Annotated in this window: 24 protein-coding genes; 22 read left to right on the top strand and 2 right to left on the bottom strand. The window is 47.7% G+C overall.

Going from position 1 to position 21,266, the window contains the following annotated elements:
- The first annotated feature begins 29 nt into the window (after window positions 1-29).
- The 4 genes from GUA98_RS18780 to GUA98_RS18765 all read left to right on the top strand — a co-directional run bounded on the left by GUA98_RS18780 (window position 30) and on the right by GUA98_RS18765 (window position 2,130).
- Window positions 30-209, top strand: a complete 180-nt coding sequence (locus GUA98_RS18780) for a DUF2768 family protein (protein WP_095292896.1) — start codon at window positions 30-32, stop codon at window positions 207-209.
- A 55-nt stretch (window positions 210-264) separates the two neighbouring features.
- The gene (locus tag GUA98_RS18775; RefSeq protein WP_227779817.1) at window positions 265-912 is read left to right on the top strand and encodes a hypothetical protein; all 648 of its coding nucleotides are present in this window, start codon (window positions 265-267) and stop codon (window positions 910-912) included.
- Window positions 913-928: 16 nt separating this feature from the next.
- Entirely contained in the window at window positions 929-1,282 is a 354-nt protein-coding gene (locus tag GUA98_RS18770) for a 2Fe-2S iron-sulfur cluster-binding protein (RefSeq protein ID WP_193724093.1), read from the top strand.
- Between the two features lie 71 nt (window positions 1,283-1,353).
- Complete coding sequence (locus GUA98_RS18765) at window positions 1,354-2,130, top strand: DUF3939 domain-containing protein (RefSeq protein WP_227779815.1); 777 nt, start codon at window positions 1,354-1,356, stop codon at window positions 2,128-2,130.
- Between the two features lie 102 nt (window positions 2,131-2,232).
- On the opposite strand, the gene GUA98_RS18760 is transcribed toward GUA98_RS18765, so the two are convergent.
- The gene (locus GUA98_RS18760) at window positions 2,233-2,622 is read right to left on the bottom strand and encodes a tautomerase family protein (protein ID WP_193724092.1); all 390 of its coding nucleotides are present in this window, start codon (window positions 2,620-2,622) and stop codon (window positions 2,233-2,235) included.
- 458 nt (window positions 2,623-3,080) lie between these two features.
- Here GUA98_RS18760 and spoIVA point away from each other — a divergent pair, with 458 nt between their 5' ends.
- The 5 genes from spoIVA to GUA98_RS18735 all read left to right on the top strand — a co-directional run bounded on the left by spoIVA (window position 3,081) and on the right by GUA98_RS18735 (window position 8,980).
- The gene (gene spoIVA, locus GUA98_RS18755; protein ID WP_193724091.1) at window positions 3,081-4,559 is read left to right on the top strand and encodes a stage IV sporulation protein A; all 1,479 of its coding nucleotides are present in this window, start codon (window positions 3,081-3,083) and stop codon (window positions 4,557-4,559) included.
- Window positions 4,560-4,779: 220 nt separating this feature from the next.
- Window positions 4,780-5,877, top strand: coding sequence for a sugar ABC transporter substrate-binding protein (locus GUA98_RS18750; RefSeq protein ID WP_153979193.1), 1,098 nt, complete (start codon window positions 4,780-4,782; stop codon window positions 5,875-5,877).
- A gap of 111 nt (window positions 5,878-5,988) precedes the next feature.
- Entirely contained in the window at window positions 5,989-7,506 is a 1,518-nt protein-coding gene (locus GUA98_RS18745) for a sugar ABC transporter ATP-binding protein (RefSeq protein WP_193724090.1), read from the top strand.
- On the top strand, window positions 7,503-8,489 hold the full coding sequence (locus tag GUA98_RS18740) for an ABC transporter permease (protein WP_154895605.1): 987 nt from the start codon (window positions 7,503-7,505) through the stop codon (window positions 8,487-8,489). Before GUA98_RS18745 ends, GUA98_RS18740 begins: the two co-directional genes overlap by 4 nt.
- A 218-nt stretch (window positions 8,490-8,707) precedes the next feature.
- On the top strand, window positions 8,708-8,980 hold the full coding sequence (locus tag GUA98_RS18735; protein ID WP_024630670.1) for an HU family DNA-binding protein: 273 nt from the start codon (window positions 8,708-8,710) through the stop codon (window positions 8,978-8,980).
- Window positions 8,981-9,046: 66 nt separating this feature from the next.
- On the opposite strand, the gene GUA98_RS18730 is transcribed toward GUA98_RS18735, so the two are convergent.
- Complete coding sequence (locus GUA98_RS18730) at window positions 9,047-9,208, bottom strand: hypothetical protein (RefSeq protein WP_153979190.1); 162 nt, start codon at window positions 9,206-9,208, stop codon at window positions 9,047-9,049.
- Window positions 9,209-9,356: 148 nt separating this feature from the next.
- Between GUA98_RS18730 and mtrB the strand changes: the two genes are divergently transcribed.
- The 13 genes from mtrB (at window position 9,357) to trpE (ending at window position 21,231) form a co-directional block, all read left to right on the top strand.
- On the top strand, window positions 9,357-9,578 hold the full coding sequence (gene mtrB, locus GUA98_RS18725; RefSeq protein ID WP_095292880.1) for a trp RNA-binding attenuation protein MtrB: 222 nt from the start codon (window positions 9,357-9,359) through the stop codon (window positions 9,576-9,578).
- A gap of 204 nt (window positions 9,579-9,782) precedes the next feature.
- Entirely contained in the window at window positions 9,783-10,334 is a 552-nt protein-coding gene (locus GUA98_RS18720) for a hypothetical protein (protein WP_153979189.1), read from the top strand.
- Between the two features lie 101 nt (window positions 10,335-10,435).
- Complete coding sequence (locus GUA98_RS18715) at window positions 10,436-11,299, top strand: heptaprenyl diphosphate synthase component 1 (protein ID WP_095292876.1); 864 nt, start codon at window positions 10,436-10,438, stop codon at window positions 11,297-11,299.
- An 11-nt stretch (window positions 11,300-11,310) separates the two neighbouring features.
- On the top strand, window positions 11,311-12,039 hold the full coding sequence (locus GUA98_RS18710; protein WP_193724089.1) for a demethylmenaquinone methyltransferase: 729 nt from the start codon (window positions 11,311-11,313) through the stop codon (window positions 12,037-12,039).
- Complete coding sequence (locus tag GUA98_RS18705) at window positions 12,032-12,898, top strand: UbiA-like polyprenyltransferase (RefSeq protein WP_095292872.1); 867 nt, start codon at window positions 12,032-12,034, stop codon at window positions 12,896-12,898. The genes GUA98_RS18710 and GUA98_RS18705 overlap by 8 nt, the downstream gene beginning before the upstream one ends.
- A 2-nt stretch (window positions 12,899-12,900) precedes the next feature.
- Window positions 12,901-13,518 carry a UbiX family flavin prenyltransferase gene (locus GUA98_RS18700; protein WP_193724088.1) on the top strand — a complete coding sequence of 206 codons (618 nt, stop codon included), beginning with the start codon at window positions 12,901-12,903 and terminating at the stop codon, window positions 13,516-13,518.
- A 331-nt stretch (window positions 13,519-13,849) separates the two neighbouring features.
- Window positions 13,850-14,824, top strand: coding sequence for a polyprenyl synthetase family protein (locus GUA98_RS18695; protein WP_095292868.1), 975 nt, complete (start codon window positions 13,850-13,852; stop codon window positions 14,822-14,824).
- Between the two features lie 157 nt (window positions 14,825-14,981).
- Complete coding sequence (gene ndk / locus GUA98_RS18690; RefSeq protein WP_095292865.1) at window positions 14,982-15,425, top strand: nucleoside-diphosphate kinase; 444 nt, start codon at window positions 14,982-14,984, stop codon at window positions 15,423-15,425.
- Window positions 15,426-15,449: 24 nt separating this feature from the next.
- Window positions 15,450-16,241 carry a CheR family methyltransferase gene (locus GUA98_RS18685; RefSeq protein ID WP_153979185.1) on the top strand — a complete coding sequence of 264 codons (792 nt, stop codon included), beginning with the start codon at window positions 15,450-15,452 and terminating at the stop codon, window positions 16,239-16,241.
- 250 nt (window positions 16,242-16,491) lie between these two features.
- The gene (gene aroC / locus GUA98_RS18680) at window positions 16,492-17,661 is read left to right on the top strand and encodes a chorismate synthase (RefSeq protein ID WP_095292861.1); all 1,170 of its coding nucleotides are present in this window, start codon (window positions 16,492-16,494) and stop codon (window positions 17,659-17,661) included.
- Between the two features lies 1 nt (window position 17,662).
- The gene (gene aroB, locus GUA98_RS18675; RefSeq protein WP_193724087.1) at window positions 17,663-18,760 is read left to right on the top strand and encodes a 3-dehydroquinate synthase; all 1,098 of its coding nucleotides are present in this window, start codon (window positions 17,663-17,665) and stop codon (window positions 18,758-18,760) included.
- Between the two features lie 2 nt (window positions 18,761-18,762).
- On the top strand, window positions 18,763-19,140 hold the full coding sequence (aroH, locus tag GUA98_RS18670) for a chorismate mutase (RefSeq protein ID WP_193724086.1): 378 nt from the start codon (window positions 18,763-18,765) through the stop codon (window positions 19,138-19,140).
- Between the two features lie 519 nt (window positions 19,141-19,659).
- Window positions 19,660-21,231 carry an anthranilate synthase component I gene (gene trpE, locus GUA98_RS18665; RefSeq protein ID WP_193724085.1) on the top strand — a complete coding sequence of 524 codons (1,572 nt, stop codon included), beginning with the start codon at window positions 19,660-19,662 and terminating at the stop codon, window positions 21,229-21,231.
- Window positions 21,232-21,266: the final 35 nt, after the last annotated feature.

Here is a 21,266-nt window from a genome sequence, read left to right as displayed (position 1 = left end):
TAACGGATTGAAGGGGAGACTGCTGGATTATGAGCGCAATGGACAAGATGTGGCTGTCATTGGTTGCAATTCTGATTATGGGATTGTCTGTATTCCTGATAACCTTCGCGAGAGCCAAAACCAAGGGCTTCGTGCGAGGGATTCTGTCATTAATCGCGTTTCTGATTATGCTTATTGGTTTTTTCGGCGGAATTGCATCGCTTACTTGATCTTATTCTTGCGTGCAGCTTAACATCCGCATAAGTACACCATAGAACTGACACAATGAAAACGGATGAAGGGAAGGTGAGCCGGTTGGGACCACATGGAACAGAGGGCCTTACAGAGCGCTATCCGGAATTGCACGCTGCGTTGCTGGAAACGGCAAAAACCTGGAATACAGTACCTTATACTTGGCTTCTTGGGGGAAGCTGTGGACTCCTGCTGCAGCAGGTCGAGTTGCAGCAGGCTCCCAGAGATATTGACGTGTACGCCGATCTGGCTGCTGCACGTGGGCTGCATCATGCTGCCCCAGGAATTGCCCTGGATGAACCGGTGATCGATCGAACAGGGCCATATGCTTCATTGCTAAGTCATTATCAAGTCGGAGAGTGTGCGCTTGAACTCGTAGGTGGCTTTGAAGTATGGTCCAGGCAGAGCTGGTACCGGATTGAGATTGAACAACTGCTGATTCATCATGCGCCTCAGGCTCAAATAGGTTCTTACACGTTAAGATTGATGCCCCTCGCTCATGAGCTGCTTTTTAATCTGCTGAGAGGTCGAGCTGACCGATATGAGGCTATTGCCGAAGCAATCCGGAAGGATCCACAGCTTCATCAGCCCTTACTGGCTTCATTGGGCAAGCATAATGTGTGGACAAGCCGATTCTCCGCTGAGGTAGAAGCGTTGGTTGGTTTTACATGGACTTCATAGGTGGGGAGGCAAGAGGATGGAGCACACGATTACATTTTTACCGCAAAATAAGAGCATTCGCCTAAAAGCGGGAGTGAACCTGCTGAGTGCCGCACGCCGTGCAGGAGTGAAGATTGCAACCCGTTGCGATGGAAAAGCCGCTTGTCTAATGTGCAAAGTCAAAGTAGATAGTGATCAGCTGCAGGCTCTGCACCCTCCTACAGATGCTGAACAACGGAAACTGGGTTCCCTGCTGGAAGCAGGAACTCGTCTTGCTTGTCAGGCCAAGGTGAGGGGATCCGTGTCTGTTCATGTTCCGGAGGATCCGCTCAAAGCGGCAATCCGTAAGCAGTTGGAACGCCAGCAGCAGGAGAATGACGACTGGTTCTGAAACTAACCTGAATGGAGCTCAATTGGGAATGGGTTTTCCCGTTGGACTCTTCAGATTCAAGGAGGATGCGGATGAACGAAAACAAAGATAAACTCTTCATTAGTTCGGGGCGGAGGTACTGGATTCAGGGAGTCCGCTGCCTTCTCTTCATTTTAATGGTTGCTGCATTAAGTGGCTGCATGTATCCGTCCCAAGGTAACGATGACCCCAAGATAGCATACAGGGAGAGTGTGAACCGGATACAGAGTGCTGTAGAGGCATTTCAGAAGGATCAGGGGATTCTGCCCATGATTAATGCGGAAATGGATACACCAAAATATGAAAAATTCAGAGTGGATCTGTCGAAGCTGAAACAGCAAGGTTATTTGGACGAGATTCCGGGTACGGCTTTTGAAAGTGGTGGGAGCGCTTACTTCCTTATTCAAAATGAAGAGACAGCACCCAATGTAAAAGTAATGGACTTGCAAACGGTACAGAAGGTCAATGATGTACAGCGCATGGTTAACCAGTATAAATCAGTACATAACGGCAAACTGCCCGCCGGGGAGGAAATGTACACCGGTCTGTATGCTGTAGATATGAAACAAGCCGCTCAGGCAGGTGCTACAGAGGTTACTTTAAACAGTGTATATTCGGGTCAGGAGTTACCATTTATCATGGACGGTGAAGGTAAGGTGTACGTAGATTATGCCTTCGATATCATGCAGGCAGTAGAAAAATCAGATCGTTCTCCTGTGGAGGGGAAAGATGTGCGCGAGTATTTGCTGGAGCACTCCTATTTCGTTCCTGTAAAATCGGTTAGTTATACTTGGGAGAATAATGCCCCAGTGGCACAAGACAAACCATAGATGAAATGCATCAAAAAAGAGATACTTCTCATCAAGGAGTATCTCTTTTTTATATTTGCATTACGTTCTCAGGAACTTCAAAGAAGCGGATTAGGTAATACGTCAGACCTCAACGTTGTAGTTCAACTCAAGTTCATCGCCTGGCAATCCACGAATGCCCCAGTGAGCACGTGGTGTCTCGAAAATGGTGATCTCCAAATCATGGACAGATAACAGGAGTTTTTCATGTATTTGTTTATATAATTGCTGGATTAAATCTTTCTTTGTTTCCATGGATCTTCCTTCGAACATGCTGATTTCAATAATGGTGTATGCTGCTGATCGATCTGGCGGGTACTGAAAGTCCTCTGCATCCATGGGGAAATAACGTTGGAATTTTTTGTTCTCTGGCAGTCCCAGCACATCCATCAGAACGGAATGAATCACGATAGAAAGCTGTACTTTCATTGGATTTAACTGTTCACGCATGCCGAATACTTTAATCTGTGCCATGCTCATCTCACCTTTCTCATCTCGTTTTCAATCGAACTCAGCTCGGCTCTAAAACGATGTTTCCTTCACAGTATACCTCTAACTCCGAGTGTCCGGTACCCCAAATAGAAATGAATGAAACCAGCATAATTGCGGCCTGGTGTTCATAAAGTAGATTGAAATAATGACGCGCAGTCCGAGAGCGGAGCAACTTCCCGGAGCTGAAGACCTGAGAAAAAAACAAAAAAACGCGTCATATTGCTGCATACGGATACATAAGATGATACTAGTCCAATTGCATGTACGAGTTAACGCCGCTTTCGCCGGTTTCATCAGAATGCAACGTTCGGCGGCGGACGACTTCCGGGCACTCACAAAGGCGGCTCTACCGTTGCAGGGATTTCAGTCTTCTGATTGAAAAAACGAAGCGGATGCTCTTTAGCATTTTTCCTTCGGAGTAATTTAGGGAGGGGATTTCATTGGAGAAAGTGGACATTTTTAAGGACATAGCTGAGCGGACCGGAGGGGATATCTATCTCGGGGTTGTCGGCGCAGTCCGGACGGGGAAATCAACATTTATTAAACGATTCATGGAAACGATCGTACTGCCTAACATCGCAAGCGAGGCCGATCGTGCCCGTGCAGTGGATGAACTTCCACAGAGTGCAGCAGGCAAAACGATTATGACCACCGAGCCAAAATTCGTACCGAATAACGCAGTCCAGATCAAAGTGGCTGAAGGGCTCGATGTTAATGTACGTTTGGTGGATTGTGTAGGGTACGCTGTGGAGGGTGCGAAGGGCTATGAGGATGAAAATGGTCCACGCATGATCTCCACACCGTGGTTCGAAGAGCCGATCCCGTTCCAGGAAGCAGCGGAGATTGGCACGCGCAAAGTCATTCAGGAGCATTCCACATTGGGTGTGGTGGTTACCACAGACGGCACGATTGCCGAAATTGCCCGTAGTTCCTACGTGGAATCCGAAGAACGAGTCATTGCCGAACTGAAAGAGGTTGGCAAACCGTTCGTACTGATCATCAACTCTACCCGTCCTCGCAGTGAAGAGGCTCTTCAATTGCGAAGCGAATTGGCAGCTAAATATGATATTCCGGTAATGACATTAAGCGCGGCCACAATGACGGAAGATGATGTGACAGGCGTGCTGCGTGAAGTCCTGTATGAGTTCCCAGTTCATGAGGTGAATGTGAATCTGCCGAGCTGGGTTATGGTCCTCAATGAAAACCACTGGCTGCGTAACAACTACGAAAATTCCGTGCGCGACACGGTGAAGGACATTCGTAGACTGCGTGACGTGGACCGGGTTGTGTCCCAGTTCATGGAGTATGAGTTCATTGACCGCGCAGGACTCAGCGGCATGAACATGGGCCAGGGTGTGGCCGAAATTGATCTGTACGCACCTGATGAATTATACGATCAGATCCTCGTGGAAGTGGTCGGCATTGAAATCAGAGGCAAGGATCATCTGCTGCAGCTGATGCAGGAATTCTCCCATGCCAAGCGGGAATATGACCGCTTCGCTGAAGCCTTGGAGATGGTCAAAACGACCGGATACGGCATTGCGGCACCTTCGCTTGCTGAGATGGCATTGGATGAACCAGAGCTCATTCGCCAAGGCACCAAATTCGGTGTGCGTTTGAAAGCAACTGCACCTTCCATCCACATGATCCGGGTCGATGTCGAGTCCGAATTCGCACCGATTATCGGTACGGAGAAGCAAAGTGAGGAACTGGTGAGGTACCTGATGCAGGACTTCGAGAACGACCCAATCAAGGTATGGGATTCAGACATGTTTGGTCGTTCACTGCATTCCATTGTGCGGGAAGGAATTCAGGGCAAGATCGCCATGATGCCGGACAATGCAAGGTACAAATTGCAGGAGACATTGGGACGGATCATCAACGAAGGTTCAGGCGGCTTGATTGCCATCATTCTGTAAGACAAAAGACCACAAGGCTATCCTTGTGGTCTTTTTGCTGTATGATTTAATTTCATATAAATGGTACTACTGGATGCATACTACATGTCTTGCGAAAAACTTAGCGAGTTTTAGCTTTAAATTGTTAAAACCTATTTACATACTAGGGATTAGCCTTTATATTAATATTCAACTATTGTGATTAAGGTCACTGAGAGTGCACGAATAGGGGGAGACAGAGATGAAAAAGAAAGATACGAAATGGGTATGGTTAAGTGTTCTGCTTGTATTTACATTGGCACTGTCCGCTTGCGGGATCAAAAAAGAACCGGCAGCAGCTCCAGCTTCCGGAGCATCAGAGGACAAGCCCAAGACGGAGGCGGTGACGGGCCCGCTTAGTGGTAAACGAATTGCCCTAATCATGGAATTTAACACGGGAACATTCTCACAGCAGTATGTTCAAGGCGTAAAAGAGGAAATTGAAAAATTCGGCGGTGAGCTAACTACATTTGTCGCTGATAATGATAAAGCCAAAATGGTTTCATTGCTGGACAGCGCAATTAACCAGAAGTTCGATGCAATCTTAACGGATCACGGGGACTCGCTTCTGGAACCGGGTGTGAAAAAAGCAGTAGAACAAAACATTCCGGTAGTAGTCTTCGACGCTGCTATCCAAGTACCAGGGGCAACTGTACTGTCTCAGGACGACCAGAAGATGGCTGAACTTACACTGGAACAAATGAAAAAGGATATTAACGGCCAGGGGAATATCGTGAAAGTATGGGTGGCCGGATTCGCTCCTATGGAACGTCGCCAGATTGCCTACGGCGAATTCATGAAGGAGAATACAGACATCAAGGAGATTGCCACATTTGGCTCAGCTCAAAACCCGGCTCTGGATACGCAAGCCAAGATGGAAGCGATCCTGAAACAATATCCGAAAGGCGAAATCACAGCCGTGTGGGCTGCGTGGGATGAGTTTGCCAAAGGGGCTGCACGTGCAATCCAGCAAGCGGGTCGTGACGAAATTAAAGTTTACGGTATCGATATGAGTGATGAGGATTTGCAAATGATTCAGGATCCGAAAAATCCTTGGGTTGCTTCTGCAGCAGTAGACCCGACAGATATTGGACGTGTTCAGGTACGTTACGCTTATCAGAAACTGAACGGCGATGAGACTGAAGATCAGGTGGTCCTTAATCCGGTATATGTTCAACGCGAAGCGCTTCCTGAGAACCAAATCTCTACTTCGGAATTGTCCCAATATGTTGAGGGTTGGGGAGGAAGTACACAGGGCATCAAGGATTGGATGGCGGAATACGGAATCACTGCTAAATAAAGCAGCGTTAGAAGGCGCGCCGCAAGGTGCGCTTTTTTCGCAGGCAGATCTGTAAAACAAAAGAATCGTAGGATAGCATGACTCCCTGAGGAGGGATTGGAGGTCTACATCATGACAACTGCACCGATTTTGCTTCAAATGGAACATATTCATAAGCAGTTTGCAGGCGTTCCTGCGCTGAAAGACGTTGATTTCTCTGTAAAAGGTGGAGAGATTCATGCCTTGCTTGGCGCCAATGGAGCAGGAAAAAGTACCTTGATGAAAATTCTGTCGGGTGCCTACCAACTGGATCAGGGCCAGATTCGTTTAAATGATCAGCATCTACGTCTGAATTCACCGGGGGACGCTAAGGCAAACGGGATTCACTGTGTCTATCAGGAGGTCGATGCTGCCCTGGTACCGCAGCTGACGGCTGCTGAGAACATTATGCTGGACCAGCTGGCTTCTCCGGTTGGTGGATGGTGGAAAAGCCCGCGTAAGCTCCAGCAGCGTGCTCTTGAGGCACTCAAAGAATTGGGAGCAGACATTGCCGTTCAGAAAAAGGTAGCAGACCTTACACTTGCAGAGAAACAGATGATTCTGCTGGCACGTATCCTGATTCAGGATGCCAAGGTCATTATTTTTGATGAACCGACGGCTCCGCTGAGCCAGGAAGAAACCGATGCCTTTTTTCGGATTGTTCATCTGTTAAAAGAACGGGGAGTAGCTTGCATTTTTATAACCCACCGGCTTGCTGAGGTGACTGGACATTGTGATCGAGTGACCGTCATGAGGGACGGGCAGCATGTATTTACGGGTGAGGCGCGTGGATTAACTGTCAATGATCTGGTCACACAAATGCTGGGCAAACCATTTGAAGAGGAATTTCCGAAGACGGAAGCACCTATAGGCGAGATAATCTTCGAAGCACGTGGACTGCACCGGGGGATCAAGGTCAAGGGGGTTGATTTGTCTGTACGCCGTGGTGAGGTGCTGGCTGTAGTCGGTCTGGTCGGTGCCGGCAAAACGGAATGCTCCCGTCTTCTGATTGGAGCAGATCAGCTGGAGAAAGGGGATATTCGTTTAAACGATAAACCGCTTCGCTTCGCTCAGCCCGCGGATGCTGCAGCTTCAGGCATCGTTTCCGTACCCGAGGAACGTCGCAAGCAGGGGATTCTCATTCAGGAAAATGTGGAACGGAATTTGAGCCTTCCCTTGCTCGGACGTCTTAGTACATTCGGATTCGTGAGTCGCAAGAAGGAGCGGGAGAACGCGGAATCACTGGTTCAACAGCTTGGCATTAAAACATCTTCGGTACGCCAGGAAGTGAAGTATCTGAGTGGAGGTAACCAGCAGAAAGTTGCTATTGGCAAATGGCTGAATGCGGATGCTGATGTCTTTATATTTGATGAACCTACCAAGGGCGTGGATATTGGAGCCAAAAGTGACATCTTCCGTATCATTAACGAGCTGGCTTTGGCAGGCAAGGCGGTCATCTATTTCACATGTGAACTGGACGAGGGGCTCGGTATAGGAGACCGCATTGCAGTGATGTGTGAAGGGAAAATCGTAAAAGAATTCAAGCGTGGCGAGACTAACCAAGAACAGCTGCTATACTATGCAAGCGGTGGACAAGAGGTGCAGGTATGAAGGACAAATCTATGGATTTTGCGTTCCGTTACGGGGCGATTATTGTTATTATCGGAGTTATTGCTTTTTTTGGCATCAAATTGCCTTACTTTTTTACCTACAGTAATCTGACTGACATTCTGGGATCGATATCGATTGTGACCTTTGTTGCTATCGGTGTAACGTTATCTCTCATTGTGGATGGTTTCGATCTCTCGGTGGGGGCTACCGTCTCATTGACGACCGTTGTAACCGCCTCGTTAATGATCTGGTATCAGCAGCCGCTCGCTGTTGTTATTATTGTTCCGCTCGTGATCGGTGCAGTCATTGGTCTCCTGAATGCTTTGTTGATTGTAAAACTGCGCATTCCTGATCTGCTCGCCACGCTGGCGACCATGTACATTATCGGAGGTATTCACAAAACGTACGCGCAAGGGTACACGATTTATAATCATATGCAATTTCCTGATGGCAGCAAGGCAGCCGGAGAGATGGATCCTACGTTCTTGCTGATTGGTCAGGGGAAATGGCTCGGCATGCCTATATCGGTAATCCTGCTTCTCATTGCAGTCATTGGTGTTCATATCTTTTTGACGTATACGAAATACGGACGCCAGATGTACGTTACCGGAGGCAATGAAGAGGCGGCGCGTTTGTCTGGAATTAAGGTGAAAAAGGTGCGGACGCTTGCTTATGTGGCTGCTGGCGTGTTTGCTGCAATCGGGGGCATTATCTACGCCTCCAAAGTCGGATCAGGACAGATTGATGCAGGTTCTCCGTTGTTAATGGAATCTGTGGCAGCTGTGTTTGTAGGGTTCTCAGTCTTCGGAGCGGGTAAACCAAATGTTATCGGAACCTTCATTGGTTCGGTCCTGATTGGGGTACTGGTGAACGGTTTAACCATGATGAATGTTCAGTATTTTACTCATGACATTGTAAAAGGTGGCGTGCTCGTGCTTGCCCTGGCAGTGACATTTTACGTGCTAAACCGCAACCGCACTTGAAATTGTGTGCTGTCTGTATTAGTATAAAATTTGTTCCGCGTCTGAAACGCGCTTGGTTTCAGGCGGCATTCTGCCGGAAATGACTGTTGACCGCAGGCGGAGAATTGTGTTCATCACGCTCAAGATGTACGTAGATTTTTTGCGTATGAACGTATATTTCGCTTTAAAACGGAAACACAGTATAACATTCAGGACATTGATTCAGGAGGTGAAAACAAATGAACAAATCAGACTTGATTACACACGTGTCCGAAGCGACTGAATTGTCCAAAAAGGATGTAACGAAAGCGGTTGATGCCGTATTCGAAGCAATCTCTGAGGCTCTTCAAAGCGGAGACAAAGTACAATTGGTTGGTTTTGGGAACTTCGAAGTTCGCGAGCGTTCTGCACGCAAAGGACGTAACCCGCAAACAGGTGAAGAAATCGAAATTCCTGCGAGCAAAATTCCTGCATTCAAACCAGGTAAAGCGCTCAAAGACGGAATTAAATAAGATTTCTACATATTCCATATGTCAAAGAAAGGACCGTGACTCGTTCACGGCCTTTTCTTTTGTCTTCTAATGATGTGCCTCGCTGTTTTTTGCGTCCTCAGGGTCGTCCGGTTGCTTGCTGTAAGCGATCAATATCAGATCTTCTCCTGCTGATTCCGAAAGGTGCTGTTCAATGTCCTGTAGCTGATGAATGTGCTCGTCTGTCAAGGTTGCAGGGGTGTACTTCATGCAGAGGCTCCTTTCTATGGAATGTACCAGTAGTATGACCCGGTTCCCATAGATTATTGCAGCTTTACAAGCAAAACTCAGTTGACAAATGAATCAATCTTAATCATCATTAACGCTATTGAACAATTAGGAGAGGGGACGTTACGTAATGGACCATCCAACCGGCAGTGATTACATTGTCATTAAGGCAGAGGAAAACGGAGTTCAGGTGATCGGTTTGACGCGAGGACAGGACACGCGTTTTCATCATACCGAGAAGCTGGACAAAGGTGAAGTCATGATTGCCCAATTTACGAATCATACTTCCGCGATCAAAATCCGCGGCAAGGCTACCATGATTACAAAGCATGGCCAAATAGAATCAGAATAAAAGACGAGTTAAGCATCTGTTGCATCAGAGCTAAGCGTCGTTTTACGGAAATCTCCTGCCTGTTCACGAAGTGGATTGGGGTAGAGCCAATACTTTGGGTATGAACGAAAAATTGCAGGCATAGCCTGCTTTTTTTCATTGTACAATGAGGTATGAGCCTTTACCGGACAGACTACACTAACATGTAAAGGCAGGGAGGCATTTATGAAACCGCGGATGATCGTGACGGCTTCGCTGCTGGCAACGGTTGCAGCAGTTTTCCTGTTGGTTGCTGTGCAAACCTTACATATGCGAACATTGGGCGGAGAGCGGGTACAGCCGGTATCTGCAGCTGAGCAAAAGCTGGAACTGTCTGACGAGAATTTGGTGGACGTGCTGAGCTCCATGCATTTGACTACACCGATTGCAAAAGTGGAGTGGAAGCAGTCCATTTTGAAACTGGATCTGAAGGTGACAGGTACCGGGACAAGTTACACCGAAATCTATGACAATATGGCAACGGTGGCCGAGCTTGGATTTCATGGTCTTGATAACGTTGAGCAAATACTGCTTCGTGTCATGGCAGAAGATGAGTGGCTGCACAAAAGACATCTGCTGCTCGCTGCTGATATACGAAGAAATGAGTGGCCAACAGATGCAATTGAAGCACTTCGAAATTGGAAAAGCCCCGTCCTATCCGGTGAAATAAAAGAATGGTTTCACATCATGGAGACCGATCTGTGGAAGAAGCAATTCGAATTGTTGAACGAAGGGTAATAGAATAGCAGGATTCAGTGCGTGTCTGTTCAACATATGCTATAATATATAAGATTGTAGTGCAGAAATGGTTTAACAATGCAAAGGCTCGGAGGCTGAGAATGAATTCATATCGCGTACCCCAACTAGCAAAAAAATATACGGATTACGACATGATTCGACAACATACGGAAATACCACCGTTTCCGGATAGCCGGGCTCGTCTGCTGCAGGCGTTTGTGGGCCGTACAGATGAAAAGGAGCATGATGAGCTCTATGCTCTGGCTACCTCGCTCGTTCAGCTGGCCATGGATACGCATGATCGAATCGATACGATCTCCGGGGATCGGAAAGAGCAGGAGATGCGCTCACGCCAGTTGAACGTTCTTGCTGGTGATTACTTGAGCAGTCGCTTTTATCAGCTGCTTGCCCATGCGGGTCGCATTGAGATGATCGGCAAGCTCAGCGGTGCCGTATCTGAAGTCAACGTACGCAAGATGACGCTGTATGATCGGATGAAAAAGCTTCTCGTTTCGGCTGAAGAATACTTGCATGAAACGGTACAGCTGAAGATGCAGCTGTTTCTTTCTTTTGCGGACATGATTGGATCAAAGGATCAGAAGCTATGGGAGAGTCTTCTTGCTGAATTCAGCTTGTGCGAGACCGTTGTGGAAGAGCTGCAGCGAATGAATGACGCGAAGAAATTCACTCATAGCTATGCCTTCTGGCATATATACAAGCAAGGTACAGCCGATGAGCGGAACCTGATTGGCCAGCCGGAGCCAGATATGCGGGCATGTGGGGCTATGGCAGTCAAGTATCAAATTGATGGGCTCCTGCTGGACAGGCTTCGCGAAAGTACAAACCGCATAAAGCTTTTGCTGCAGGAAGAACAAGACCAGCGGGGATTAGCTGAGCTGCATGCCATCTTGGAAACCTATTTGGGTTATCTGGAGCCTTCACACGCAGCAGTAAGGGAAGATTGAGGGGGAGACAAATGGGGAGCGCAGAGTCGAAACCGAAAGAAGAGTTTGTCCATTCGGTGTTTCAGAGTATAGCCGGAAAATATGATGTCATGAATGACATTCTGAGTTTCCGCAGGCACAAAGCCTGGCGCAAATTCACAATGAAAAAAATGAACATGTCCAAAGGGGATACAGGTTTAGATCTGTGCTGCGGTACCTGTGACTGGACGCTGGCGATGGCCGAGGCAAGTGAAACAGGTCACATGCATGGACTGGACTTTAGCAGCAACATGCTTGAGGTGGGACAGAACAAGGTCAATGCCGTAAACAGACAAAAGCAGATTACGCTTGTTCAGGGGAATGCCATGTCACTTCCTTTTGAAGATAATTCATTTGATTATGTTACCATTGGATTTGGCCTTCGTAATGTTCCTGATCTGAGACAGGTTTTGTCGGAGATGAAACGTGTAGTGAAACCAGGTGGCATGGTTGTGTGTCTGGAATTGTCCAAGCCGACCTGGCAGCCGTTTAAAGGTATTTATTATTTTTATTTTGAACAAGTACTGCCGAGACTTGCCAAATTGTTCGCCAAACGTTATGAGCAGTATAAATGGCTGCCTGATTCATTGGCATTATTTCCGGGAAGGAAGGAACTGGCTACCATTTTCGAAGAAACCGGATTGAAGCAAGTGCAGGCCTATCCTCTGACCGGAGGCATCGCGGCATTGCATATTGGAATCAAGGAGAATCAGCATGTTTAGGAAAATTCGCATCTTTTTAGAAATGATCAAGATTGAACATACGCTTTTTGCTTTACCTTTTGCATTCATGGGTGCCATTCTTGGGTCTATGGTCGTGAACGGAACGTTCCCAACCTGGATGCAGATTATGTGGGTGCTGCTGGCCATGGTTGGTGCACGTAGTGCGGCATTTGGACTCAACCGGATGATTGACCAAGCGATCGACGGCAAAAATCCGCGGACGGCTATGCGTGCCATCCCAGCGGGCCTGCTCAAAAATGGCGAGGTTGTTATCTTTATTATTGTCTCGTTTATCCTGTTATTCTGGGCTTCATCCAATCTTAATGTGTTATCCATGCAATTACTTCCGATCGCAGTGTTTATGCTGGTATTGTATTCATACACCAAACGATTCACATGGCTCTGCCATGTTGTTCTCGGAATGACTATTGGCCTTGCTCCACTAGGAGGCTGGGTTGCTGTTACGGGGTCCATGGATTGGACAGCCATTGTGCTGTACGTTACGATTGTGTTCTGGACCGCGGGCTTCGATATTATTTATGCATGTCAGGACCTGGAGTTCGACCAGGAAGAGGGGCTTCATTCCATTCCATCCCGTTTCGGACTTATCAAATCGTTGAATATTGCCAAGTTCTTTCACATTATTACAGCCATCGGATTTTTGGCGCTTCTGTTGATGACGGACCTAAGCTGGTGGTATGGTGCAGGTATGCTGATTACATATGGTATTCTTTTCTATGAGCACTATATTGTATCGCCTAACGATATGAGTCGTGTACAGACGGCTTTCTTTACCATGAATAGTGTTTTGAGTCTGGTCGTATTTACCTTCACTTTGATAGACCTGGCGGTGAAATAAACATGCAGCAGCTGGACAATAAACGACTTGTTGTCGGAATTACCGGAGCCAGCGGAAGTATTTATGGCATAAGACTTATTGAAACGCTGCTCTGCCTGGATTTCACTGTCCATCTGGTGATATCTAATGCCGGCTGGCGGGTTTTAAAAGAAGAAATGGATTGGGATGTCACGAATCGTGAAGGTGTGCTGGAAGAGAAATTCGGCGGCCTCGGCGGTTCGCTGGTCTATCATCCCGTTAGTGATATAGGGGCTTCGATTGCAAGCGGATCTTACCTAGCTGATGGCATGATTATCATGCCATGCTCCATGGGCACACTTTCCTCCATCGCACAGGGGTCGTCAGATAATCTGATGTCTCGCGCTGCGGATGTCATGATGAAGGAGGCAAGGCCGCTAATTCTAGTGCCACGGGAGACTCCGCTGCATGCGATCCATCTGGAGAATATGCTCAAGCTCTCTCGCTTGGGTGTTCGAATGATTCCGGCCATGCCGGCTTTTTATCACAAACCTCAGACGATGGAAGAGTTGATTTTGTTTCTGGTTGGTAAAGTGCTGGATAGTTTGCGCATTCAGCATCAATTGTTCGCAAGATGGGGAGAACCGGATCAACGGGGCTAGCCGTTTTTTCTATAACGGTTTGAACTTCATATGCAGGTTTATGACCTGCTAGCCCCGGTATCCCGGGGTATTGGTGAGCGCTGATGGTAGAGTTTCGGTGAAACCACAGCCTTGACCCATGCTCCGGCAACTTCTGGATTTGTTTCAGAACAAGTCGAAGAGTTTAATTCCCGGATGTCAGCCATGACATTCGAAGAAGTAAGTACGACTTAGTAGAACACAAGCAGGAACGGCAAGCCCTGGTTTTTCGTTATGCCTGCAGGCCCGACTTGCTGGAGGGGAAGGTAAGCATGGATTTTTGGACTGATAATACGCTGACACGGGTGAACGAATGAAACTATTGGATATTTTCGGGTTGTTAAAAAAAGACATGGATTACATCGAAAAAGAATTGTATCGCAGTGTGCAGGGAGATCAGAAACTGCTAAGTGAAACCTCACTACATCTGCTCAAAGCCGGCGGGAAGCGTTTGCGCCCGGTATTTGTACTGCTCGGCGGTAAATATGGTACATATGACATTGAACGCCTGAAGTTGATTGCGGTACCGCTGGAATTGATTCATTCTGCTTCACTGGTACATGACGATGTTATTGATAATGCGGAGACACGGAGAGGCAAACCTACGGTAAAGTCCAAATGGGATAACCGTATTGCGATGTACACCGGGGATTATATCTATGGAAAAGCACTTCAGATGACAGCTGGCCTGTCCGATCCGGACATCCATCGTATTCTGGCGAAGGCCATGGTGCAGATGTCTATCGGTGAGATGGAGCAGATTCGTGACTTTTTCAATACAGGACAGAGTGTTCGCAATTACCTGCTGCGGATCCGTCGCAAAACAGCGCTGTTGATTGCAGTCAGCTGCCAGCTTGGAGCTCTGGCTACACGCGCACCAAAACATGTTTCTTCGCTACTGTATACTTACGGATATAATGTGGGCATGGCCTTCCAGATTCAGGATGATGTACTTGATCTGGTGGGAACGGAGAAACAACTGGGTAAGCCTCCAGGTAGTGATATGAAACAGGGGAATATTACGCTGCCTGTCCTGTACGCTCTGCAGGAACGTGATCTTCGTGAGCCGCTGCTTAACGAGATTTCGCGTGTTCAGCGTGAAGATGGACGGGCAAGTGCCTCGGATGCCATTGGAATGATTCGCCAAAGTCAAGGAATCGCTAAAGCTGAAGCACTGGCTGACCGATATATGAAGAAAGCGCTCGATGCTCTGGATCAGCTGCCCAATATCAAGACAAGCAAAAATTTGCGCGATATTGCACATTTTGTTGTCAAGCGGACTCATTAACGTGCAGTGATATGATCATGCTGCTTATTGCTCGGGTTTACTCCAAAGACATAGATGTGAGATTCCTCATTGGGAGGAATTGGACATGTATGTTACAATCAAAGTGATTGCGTCTACATAATGAACTAACTTTGAACCGTGAGTGAGGAGTGAGCGTATGGATCGTACATTTTTGATGGTGAAGCCGGATGGTGTGCAGCGTGGTTTGATTGGGCGTATCGTTAGCCGTCTGGAAGACAAGGGGTTTAAAATGGTGGCTGGGAAACTGGTTCAGATGACAGAGGAACAGGCCAAGCGCCATTATGCGGAACATGAAGGAAAGCCGTTTTTTGATGATCTGGTGCAGTTTATCACATCCGGGCCTGTATTTGCCATGGTCTGGGAAGGTGATGACATTGTGGCACTTGCGCGGATTGTTATCGGCAAAACCAATGTAAAGGAAGCGGCTCCCGGTACGATCCGTGGAGACTTTGCGAGCCACACACCGCATAACCTGATTCATGGAGCAGATTCGCCGGAGTCTGCCACTCGTGAAGCAGCAAACTTCTTTAGTTCAGATGAGTTGGTGACGTACGACAAGAGCATCGCAGCCTGGTTGTAATTTATTAGCCAGAAGGGTGATACGATGCTGGAGCAGGAACAACTAGACCCGGATTATGCCGGTTTTATTCGGAAAATCAAAGAGAGCACAGGCATTGATCTTGCTCAATACAAGGAAGGCCAGATGAAAAGACGGCTGACCACACTTCGAAACAAAAACGGGTTTCATACATTTTCTAATTTTTTTGATGCCATGCAGAAGGATAAGTCGCTATTTTACGAATTTCTTGATCGGATGACGATTAACGTTTCGGAATTTTGGCGAAATCCTAACCGCTGGGAAGTGCTCCGTGACGAGATCCTTCCTGAGTTGATTGGTCCGAAGCGCCGTGTAAAGGTATGGAGTGCAGCTTGTTCAACTGGTGAAGAGCCCTATACACTTGCAATGATTTTGGATACGATGGGAATTCTTAAGGACAGTTCCATTACGGCGAGTGATCTGGACGAAGGCGCACTGGCCAAAGCCAAGGAAGGGCGTTATATGGAGCGTTCGCTCAAGGATGTCCCCAAAGAGACAGCCAGTCGCTATTTTAAACAGGACGGGTTGGTTTACCGGATCGATGACAAGCTCAAAAGCTCAATCAAGTTTATGAAGCAGAATCTGCTGCTGGACCCGTTTGATGATGGGTATGATCTGATTGTGTGCCGGAATGTGATGATCTATTTTACCGAGGAAGCCAAAAATCTGTTGTATCATAAATTTGCAGCAAGTTTACGGCCAGGCGGCATTCTATTCGTAGGCAGCACAGAACAGATTTTCTCCCCTGGACAATACGGTCTGGAGACAGCGGAGACGTTCTTCTATCGTAAAAAATAAATAAAGTTAACGGATTGGCTGACCGTCTGGATTACACACGAACATGTGTCCAGACGGTTATTTGTATTTCCGTGTAAAGAAGAGCGTAATTTCAGCTGCGAATTGTGTCAGCACAAGCTGACCAAAGCTTCGTTTTTGGGCAGGAAACGACGGGCTTTCTTGTCAAAGCGGGTCAGCTATACTATAATGAGCAAAGAAATTATGGGATTTTAGCAATGTGCAGTTTAACAGTTTAAAGGGGGAACGTATTATGAGTTTACGTTATTTAACCGCAGGGGAAACGCACGGACCCCAATTGACAGCGATTATCGAAGGATTGCCAAGCAATCTGAATATTGATTTTGAGGAACTGAACTTCCAGCTCCACCGTAGACAAAAAGGATATGGCCGTGGACGCCGGATGCAGATTGAGAAAGATCAGGCCAATTTTGTAGGTGGCATTCGTCACGGATATACAACTGGAGCTCCGGTAGCTCTGGTCGTTCAGAATAATGACTGGAAACACTGGCAGAACATTATGAATATTGAGCCTATTGAAGGCAGTGATGAAGAGAAACGCCGCGTTCATCGTCCTCGTCCTGGACATGCGGACCTGAACGGCGGACTCAAATATAATCTGAAAGATCTGCGCAACGTTCTGGAGCGCTCCAGTGCGCGTGAAACAACGGTACGTGTAGCTTGTGGAGCGATCGCTCGTCAGTTCCTGGCCGAGTTTGGCATTAAGGTAGCGGGGCGTGTACTGCGTATCGGAGAGATCGAGGCACCTTACCAAGACCTGCCTATCGATGAGCTGATTGAAGTAACCGAAGCTTCCTCGGTTCGAGTTACGGATGCAGAGACAGAGAAGAAGATGGAAGCCTACATTGATCAAATCAAGCAGGAAGGCGACTCTATCGGAGGAATCGTGGAATGCATTGTTGAAGGTGTTCCTGTCGGTCTCGGAAGCCATGTACAGTATGATCGCAAACTGGATGCACGGATTGCTCAAGGTGTCATGTCCATTAATGCCTTTAAAGGTGTGGAAATCGGTATCGGATTCGAAGCAGGAACAATTCGCGGCTCCCAGGTACATGATGAAATTCTTCATACCGAGGAACGTGGTTACCACCGGGCAACCAATCGTTTGGGTGGATTTGAAGGCGGTATGACCAACGGAATGCCGGTCGTGGTTCGTGGGGTTATGAAACCTATCCCCACACTCTACAAACCACTTCAAAGCGTTGATATCGATACCAAAGAAGCCTTCACTGCCCAAGTTGAACGTTCAGATGCTTGTGCCGTTCCGGCAGCAAGCGTAGTCATGGAACATGTGGTGGCATGGGAGATTGCCAAGGCATTCCTTGAGAAGTTCGGTGGGGACTCCATGGAGGAAATTCGCGCCAACTACAACAACTATAACGCTCAATTGGAGAGCTACTAATATGCGTCAGCTGACAGTTCAGTTGGAGGAACGCTCATATCCCATTCTGATTGGCAGTGGTCTGCTCGCTGAGGCGCCTCGATTTTTTGAACAATATGGATTGACCAAAAAAAGTCCGCTGCTCATTATTACCGATGAGAATGTGGCTCCCAAGTATTTGGCTGGTCTAGAACAGACCCTCCGGGCGTCTGACTATAATGTCGTTTCGGCAGTGGTTCCTTCGGGAGAGACATCCAAATCCCTATCGGTTTATCAAGACATGATGACAGCTGCCATTGAGGGTAAACTGGATCGCAGTTCCGCCATTATTGCGTTGGGCGGAGGCGTTGTGGGAGATCTCGCAGGATTCGTGGCGGCTACATATATGCGTGGAATCAAGTTTGTACAAGTACCGACAACAATCCTCGCACATGACAGCAGTGTTGGTGGCAAAGTAGCCGTTAACCATCCGCTGGCCAAAAATATGATTGGTGCATTCCATCAGCCTGAGCTTGTGCTCTATGATGTGGATACACTTCAATCCTTGCCGCCGCGGGATGTTTCAGCCGGACTATCGGAAATGCTGAAGCACGGACTGATTCGCGACGAAGCGTTTGCACATTGGTGTGAAGAGCATGCCGAAGCGCTGCTCGCGCTTGACCCGGAAGCACTCGGATACGGTCTGGAACGCGGATGTGGCATCAAGGCTGAAATTGTGTCTCGTGATGAGCGGGAAAACGGCGAGCGTGCACTTTTGAATTTGGGCCATACCATTGGTCATGCAATTGAAGCGATAGCTGGATACAGGGAGTTTTTGCATGGAGAAGCCATCTCTATCGGGATGGCCGGATCGGCTTTGCTGGGCGAGAAGCTTGGTGCACCTGCAGGTCTATATGATGATACGGTACGGATGCTTCGTTCCCTGCGTTTACCGGTCACCATGCCGAAACATCTGGATACGGATGCGTTGATGGATGCCATGATGCATGACAAGAAATTCCGTGAAGGACATATGGTGTTTATTATTCCGGATCGGATTGGAGCAGCGCGAATTGTGAAAGACGTGCCCGTATCGGCAGTTCGGGATGTCATTGAATTGCTTAAGAAGGGAGCAGAATAACGATGGTAACACGTGGAATTCGCGGGGCTACAACAGTCACGCAAAATAACGAAGAACAGATTTTGAAGGAAACAGCAGTATTGCTGCAGGAGATTGTGGACCGCAACGATATTCAGCCGGAAGATATCTGCAGCGTCTGGATTACGATGACAGGTGATTTGGATGCAGCCTTCCCAGCGAAGGCTATTCGTCAACTGGAAGGCTGGGAATTGGTACCTTTGATGTGTGCACTGGAAGTACCCGTTAAGGGTGCCCTGCCGCAATGCATTCGTTTCATGGTGCATGTGAACACAACCAAAGACCAACATGAAATCAATCATGTGTACCTGAATGGTGCACAATCCCTGCGGCCTGATTTGGCTGCACCTTCGAATTCATAACAAATAGAGTGGTTGTCAAACCATTCTGAATGCTGTATAGTGAGAACCAGTTGAGTAGAGTATGAGTTGAGCTGAGAGCAGCTGAGATAGTGGAGTATATAGCAGAGTCCAGCGGGTGGTAGCCGGAGTAACAAGGTCGGCCAACTGATTCGCGGTACGTCGTGCTACAGGATTGATAAGAACAGGAACCTCATATTGTGAAACGTGTCCATTGACACCGTTTTGTTTTGGTATATGCTCATTTTTGTTTGCTGAGATCCCATTTTGTTTCTGTGATGGTATGTGCAAGCGGAAGAGCTGGTGAACCCATATTCAAGACGTGCAGGTTGGTGGATGTAGGACGTTCATTCATGAGACTGGTCTGATGATCCAGCATGGAAGTATAGGGACGTGTTATTTATGAAGCACCAAACTGTTGATTACAGCTTATAAACCCAGAACCTCTACCTGATGGTAGAGGTTTTTTTGTTATATATAACCCATGACTTTCTTCTACCTAATCTGAAAGGACGTGATCTGATGATAACACCAAACGTTAATCAAGTACTGAAAATGTCGAATGAATATAATCTGATTCCGGTAGTCAAACGGATTTTGGCTGATATGGAAACGCCTATCCGGATTTTCCGCCGTTATGCTGAGAATGACCGGGCATTCCTGCTGGAGAGTGTGGAGGGCGGTATTCAGTGGGCAAGGTATTCTTTCATTGGTACGGATCCGTTTCTGATGATTTCGGCCAAAAAGGGCCGGATGGAAGTGGAAGAAGCTGGCCAGAAGCGCGAGCTGCCAGGCAAACCTATTGAAGAACTAAAAGCGCTTTTGCGCAAGTACCGTAGTCCCAAAGACGACGAACTGCCGCCATTTACAGGCGGAGCGATTGGTTTTTTTGGATATGATCTGCTGCAATATTACGAGAAGCTTCCGGCTCATGCGCTGGATGATCTGAATATGGATGATATTCGTTTCATGTTCTGTGACCAGATTATTGTGTTTGACCACGTGAAACAGCAAATGCTGCTTGTCGGCAATGTTCATGTCAAAGAAGGAGCAACGGATGAAGACATCCGGAAAGCTTATGAAGTGACATCAGAGAAGCTTGAGCAGGCCGCTGAGCGCTTGCAGCAGCAGGGACCCGGGGAAAACCTGAATCCGCGATCCATTCCGGGAGACGTTGATCTGGGCGATATTCGTTCCAACCTAACGAAGGAACAATTTATCGGCAATGTGGAGCAAGCCAAGGAATATATCCGTGCAGGTGATATTTTTCAGGTCGTGCTGTCGCAGCGCTTCCACATCGATACTGAGGTTTCCCCGCTTCATGTGTATCGTGTACTTCGGACCCTGAACCCATCGCCCTATATGTATTATTTGAAAATGGATGATGAAATCATTGTCGGGACCTCGCCAGAGGCTCTGGTAAAGGTGGACGGCAATCGTGTGGAGACACGGCCAATTGCCGGCACACGTCCAAGAGGTGCAACGGAAGCGGAGGATCGTGCTCTTGCAGCCGATCTGCTGCAGGATGAGAAGGAGCGGGCGGAACATCTCATGCTGGTTGATCTGGGCCGCAACGATCTCGGCCGTGTATCGAAATTTGGCAGTGTGAAGTGTGACATGTTCATGGAGATTGAGCGTTATTCTCACGTCATGCACATGGTATCGAATGTGACAGGCGAGCTCAGAGAGGACAAGGATTTCTTCGATGCATTCCTCTCGTGTCTCCCTGCTGGAACGGTATCGGGTGCACCGAAGCTGCGTGCGATGGAGATTATTGCCGAACTGGAAAAAGAAGCTCGCGGTGCTTACGCAGGCGCGATCGGATATCTCGGGTTCTCCGGTAACATGGATGCCTGCATTACGATTAGGACCATCATTTTCAAAAAAGGAAAAGCGTACGTGCAGGCCGGAGCAGGCATTGTATGGGACTCTGTACCTGAAAGTGAATACGAGGAAACCGTCAACAAGGCGAAAGCATTACTTAAAGCAATCCGTACAGCGGAGGCCATGTTCCCTCCCAAAGAAAAAGATAACCACCTGACACTTGCGAATGCAGATTATTTTGTAACGCCAGCCACGGCTATACAGAACTGAGAGAGGAGAGACCGGATATGAATATGAACCCTGTG

This window comes from Paenibacillus sp. P13VS (assembly GCF_015143645.1).
Lineage (GTDB): Bacteria > Bacillota > Bacilli > Paenibacillales > Paenibacillaceae > Paenibacillus > Paenibacillus xylanilyticus_A.
The sequence above is the reverse complement of the archived record's forward strand: the minus strand, read 5'-3'. Positions and strand labels throughout refer to the sequence as shown.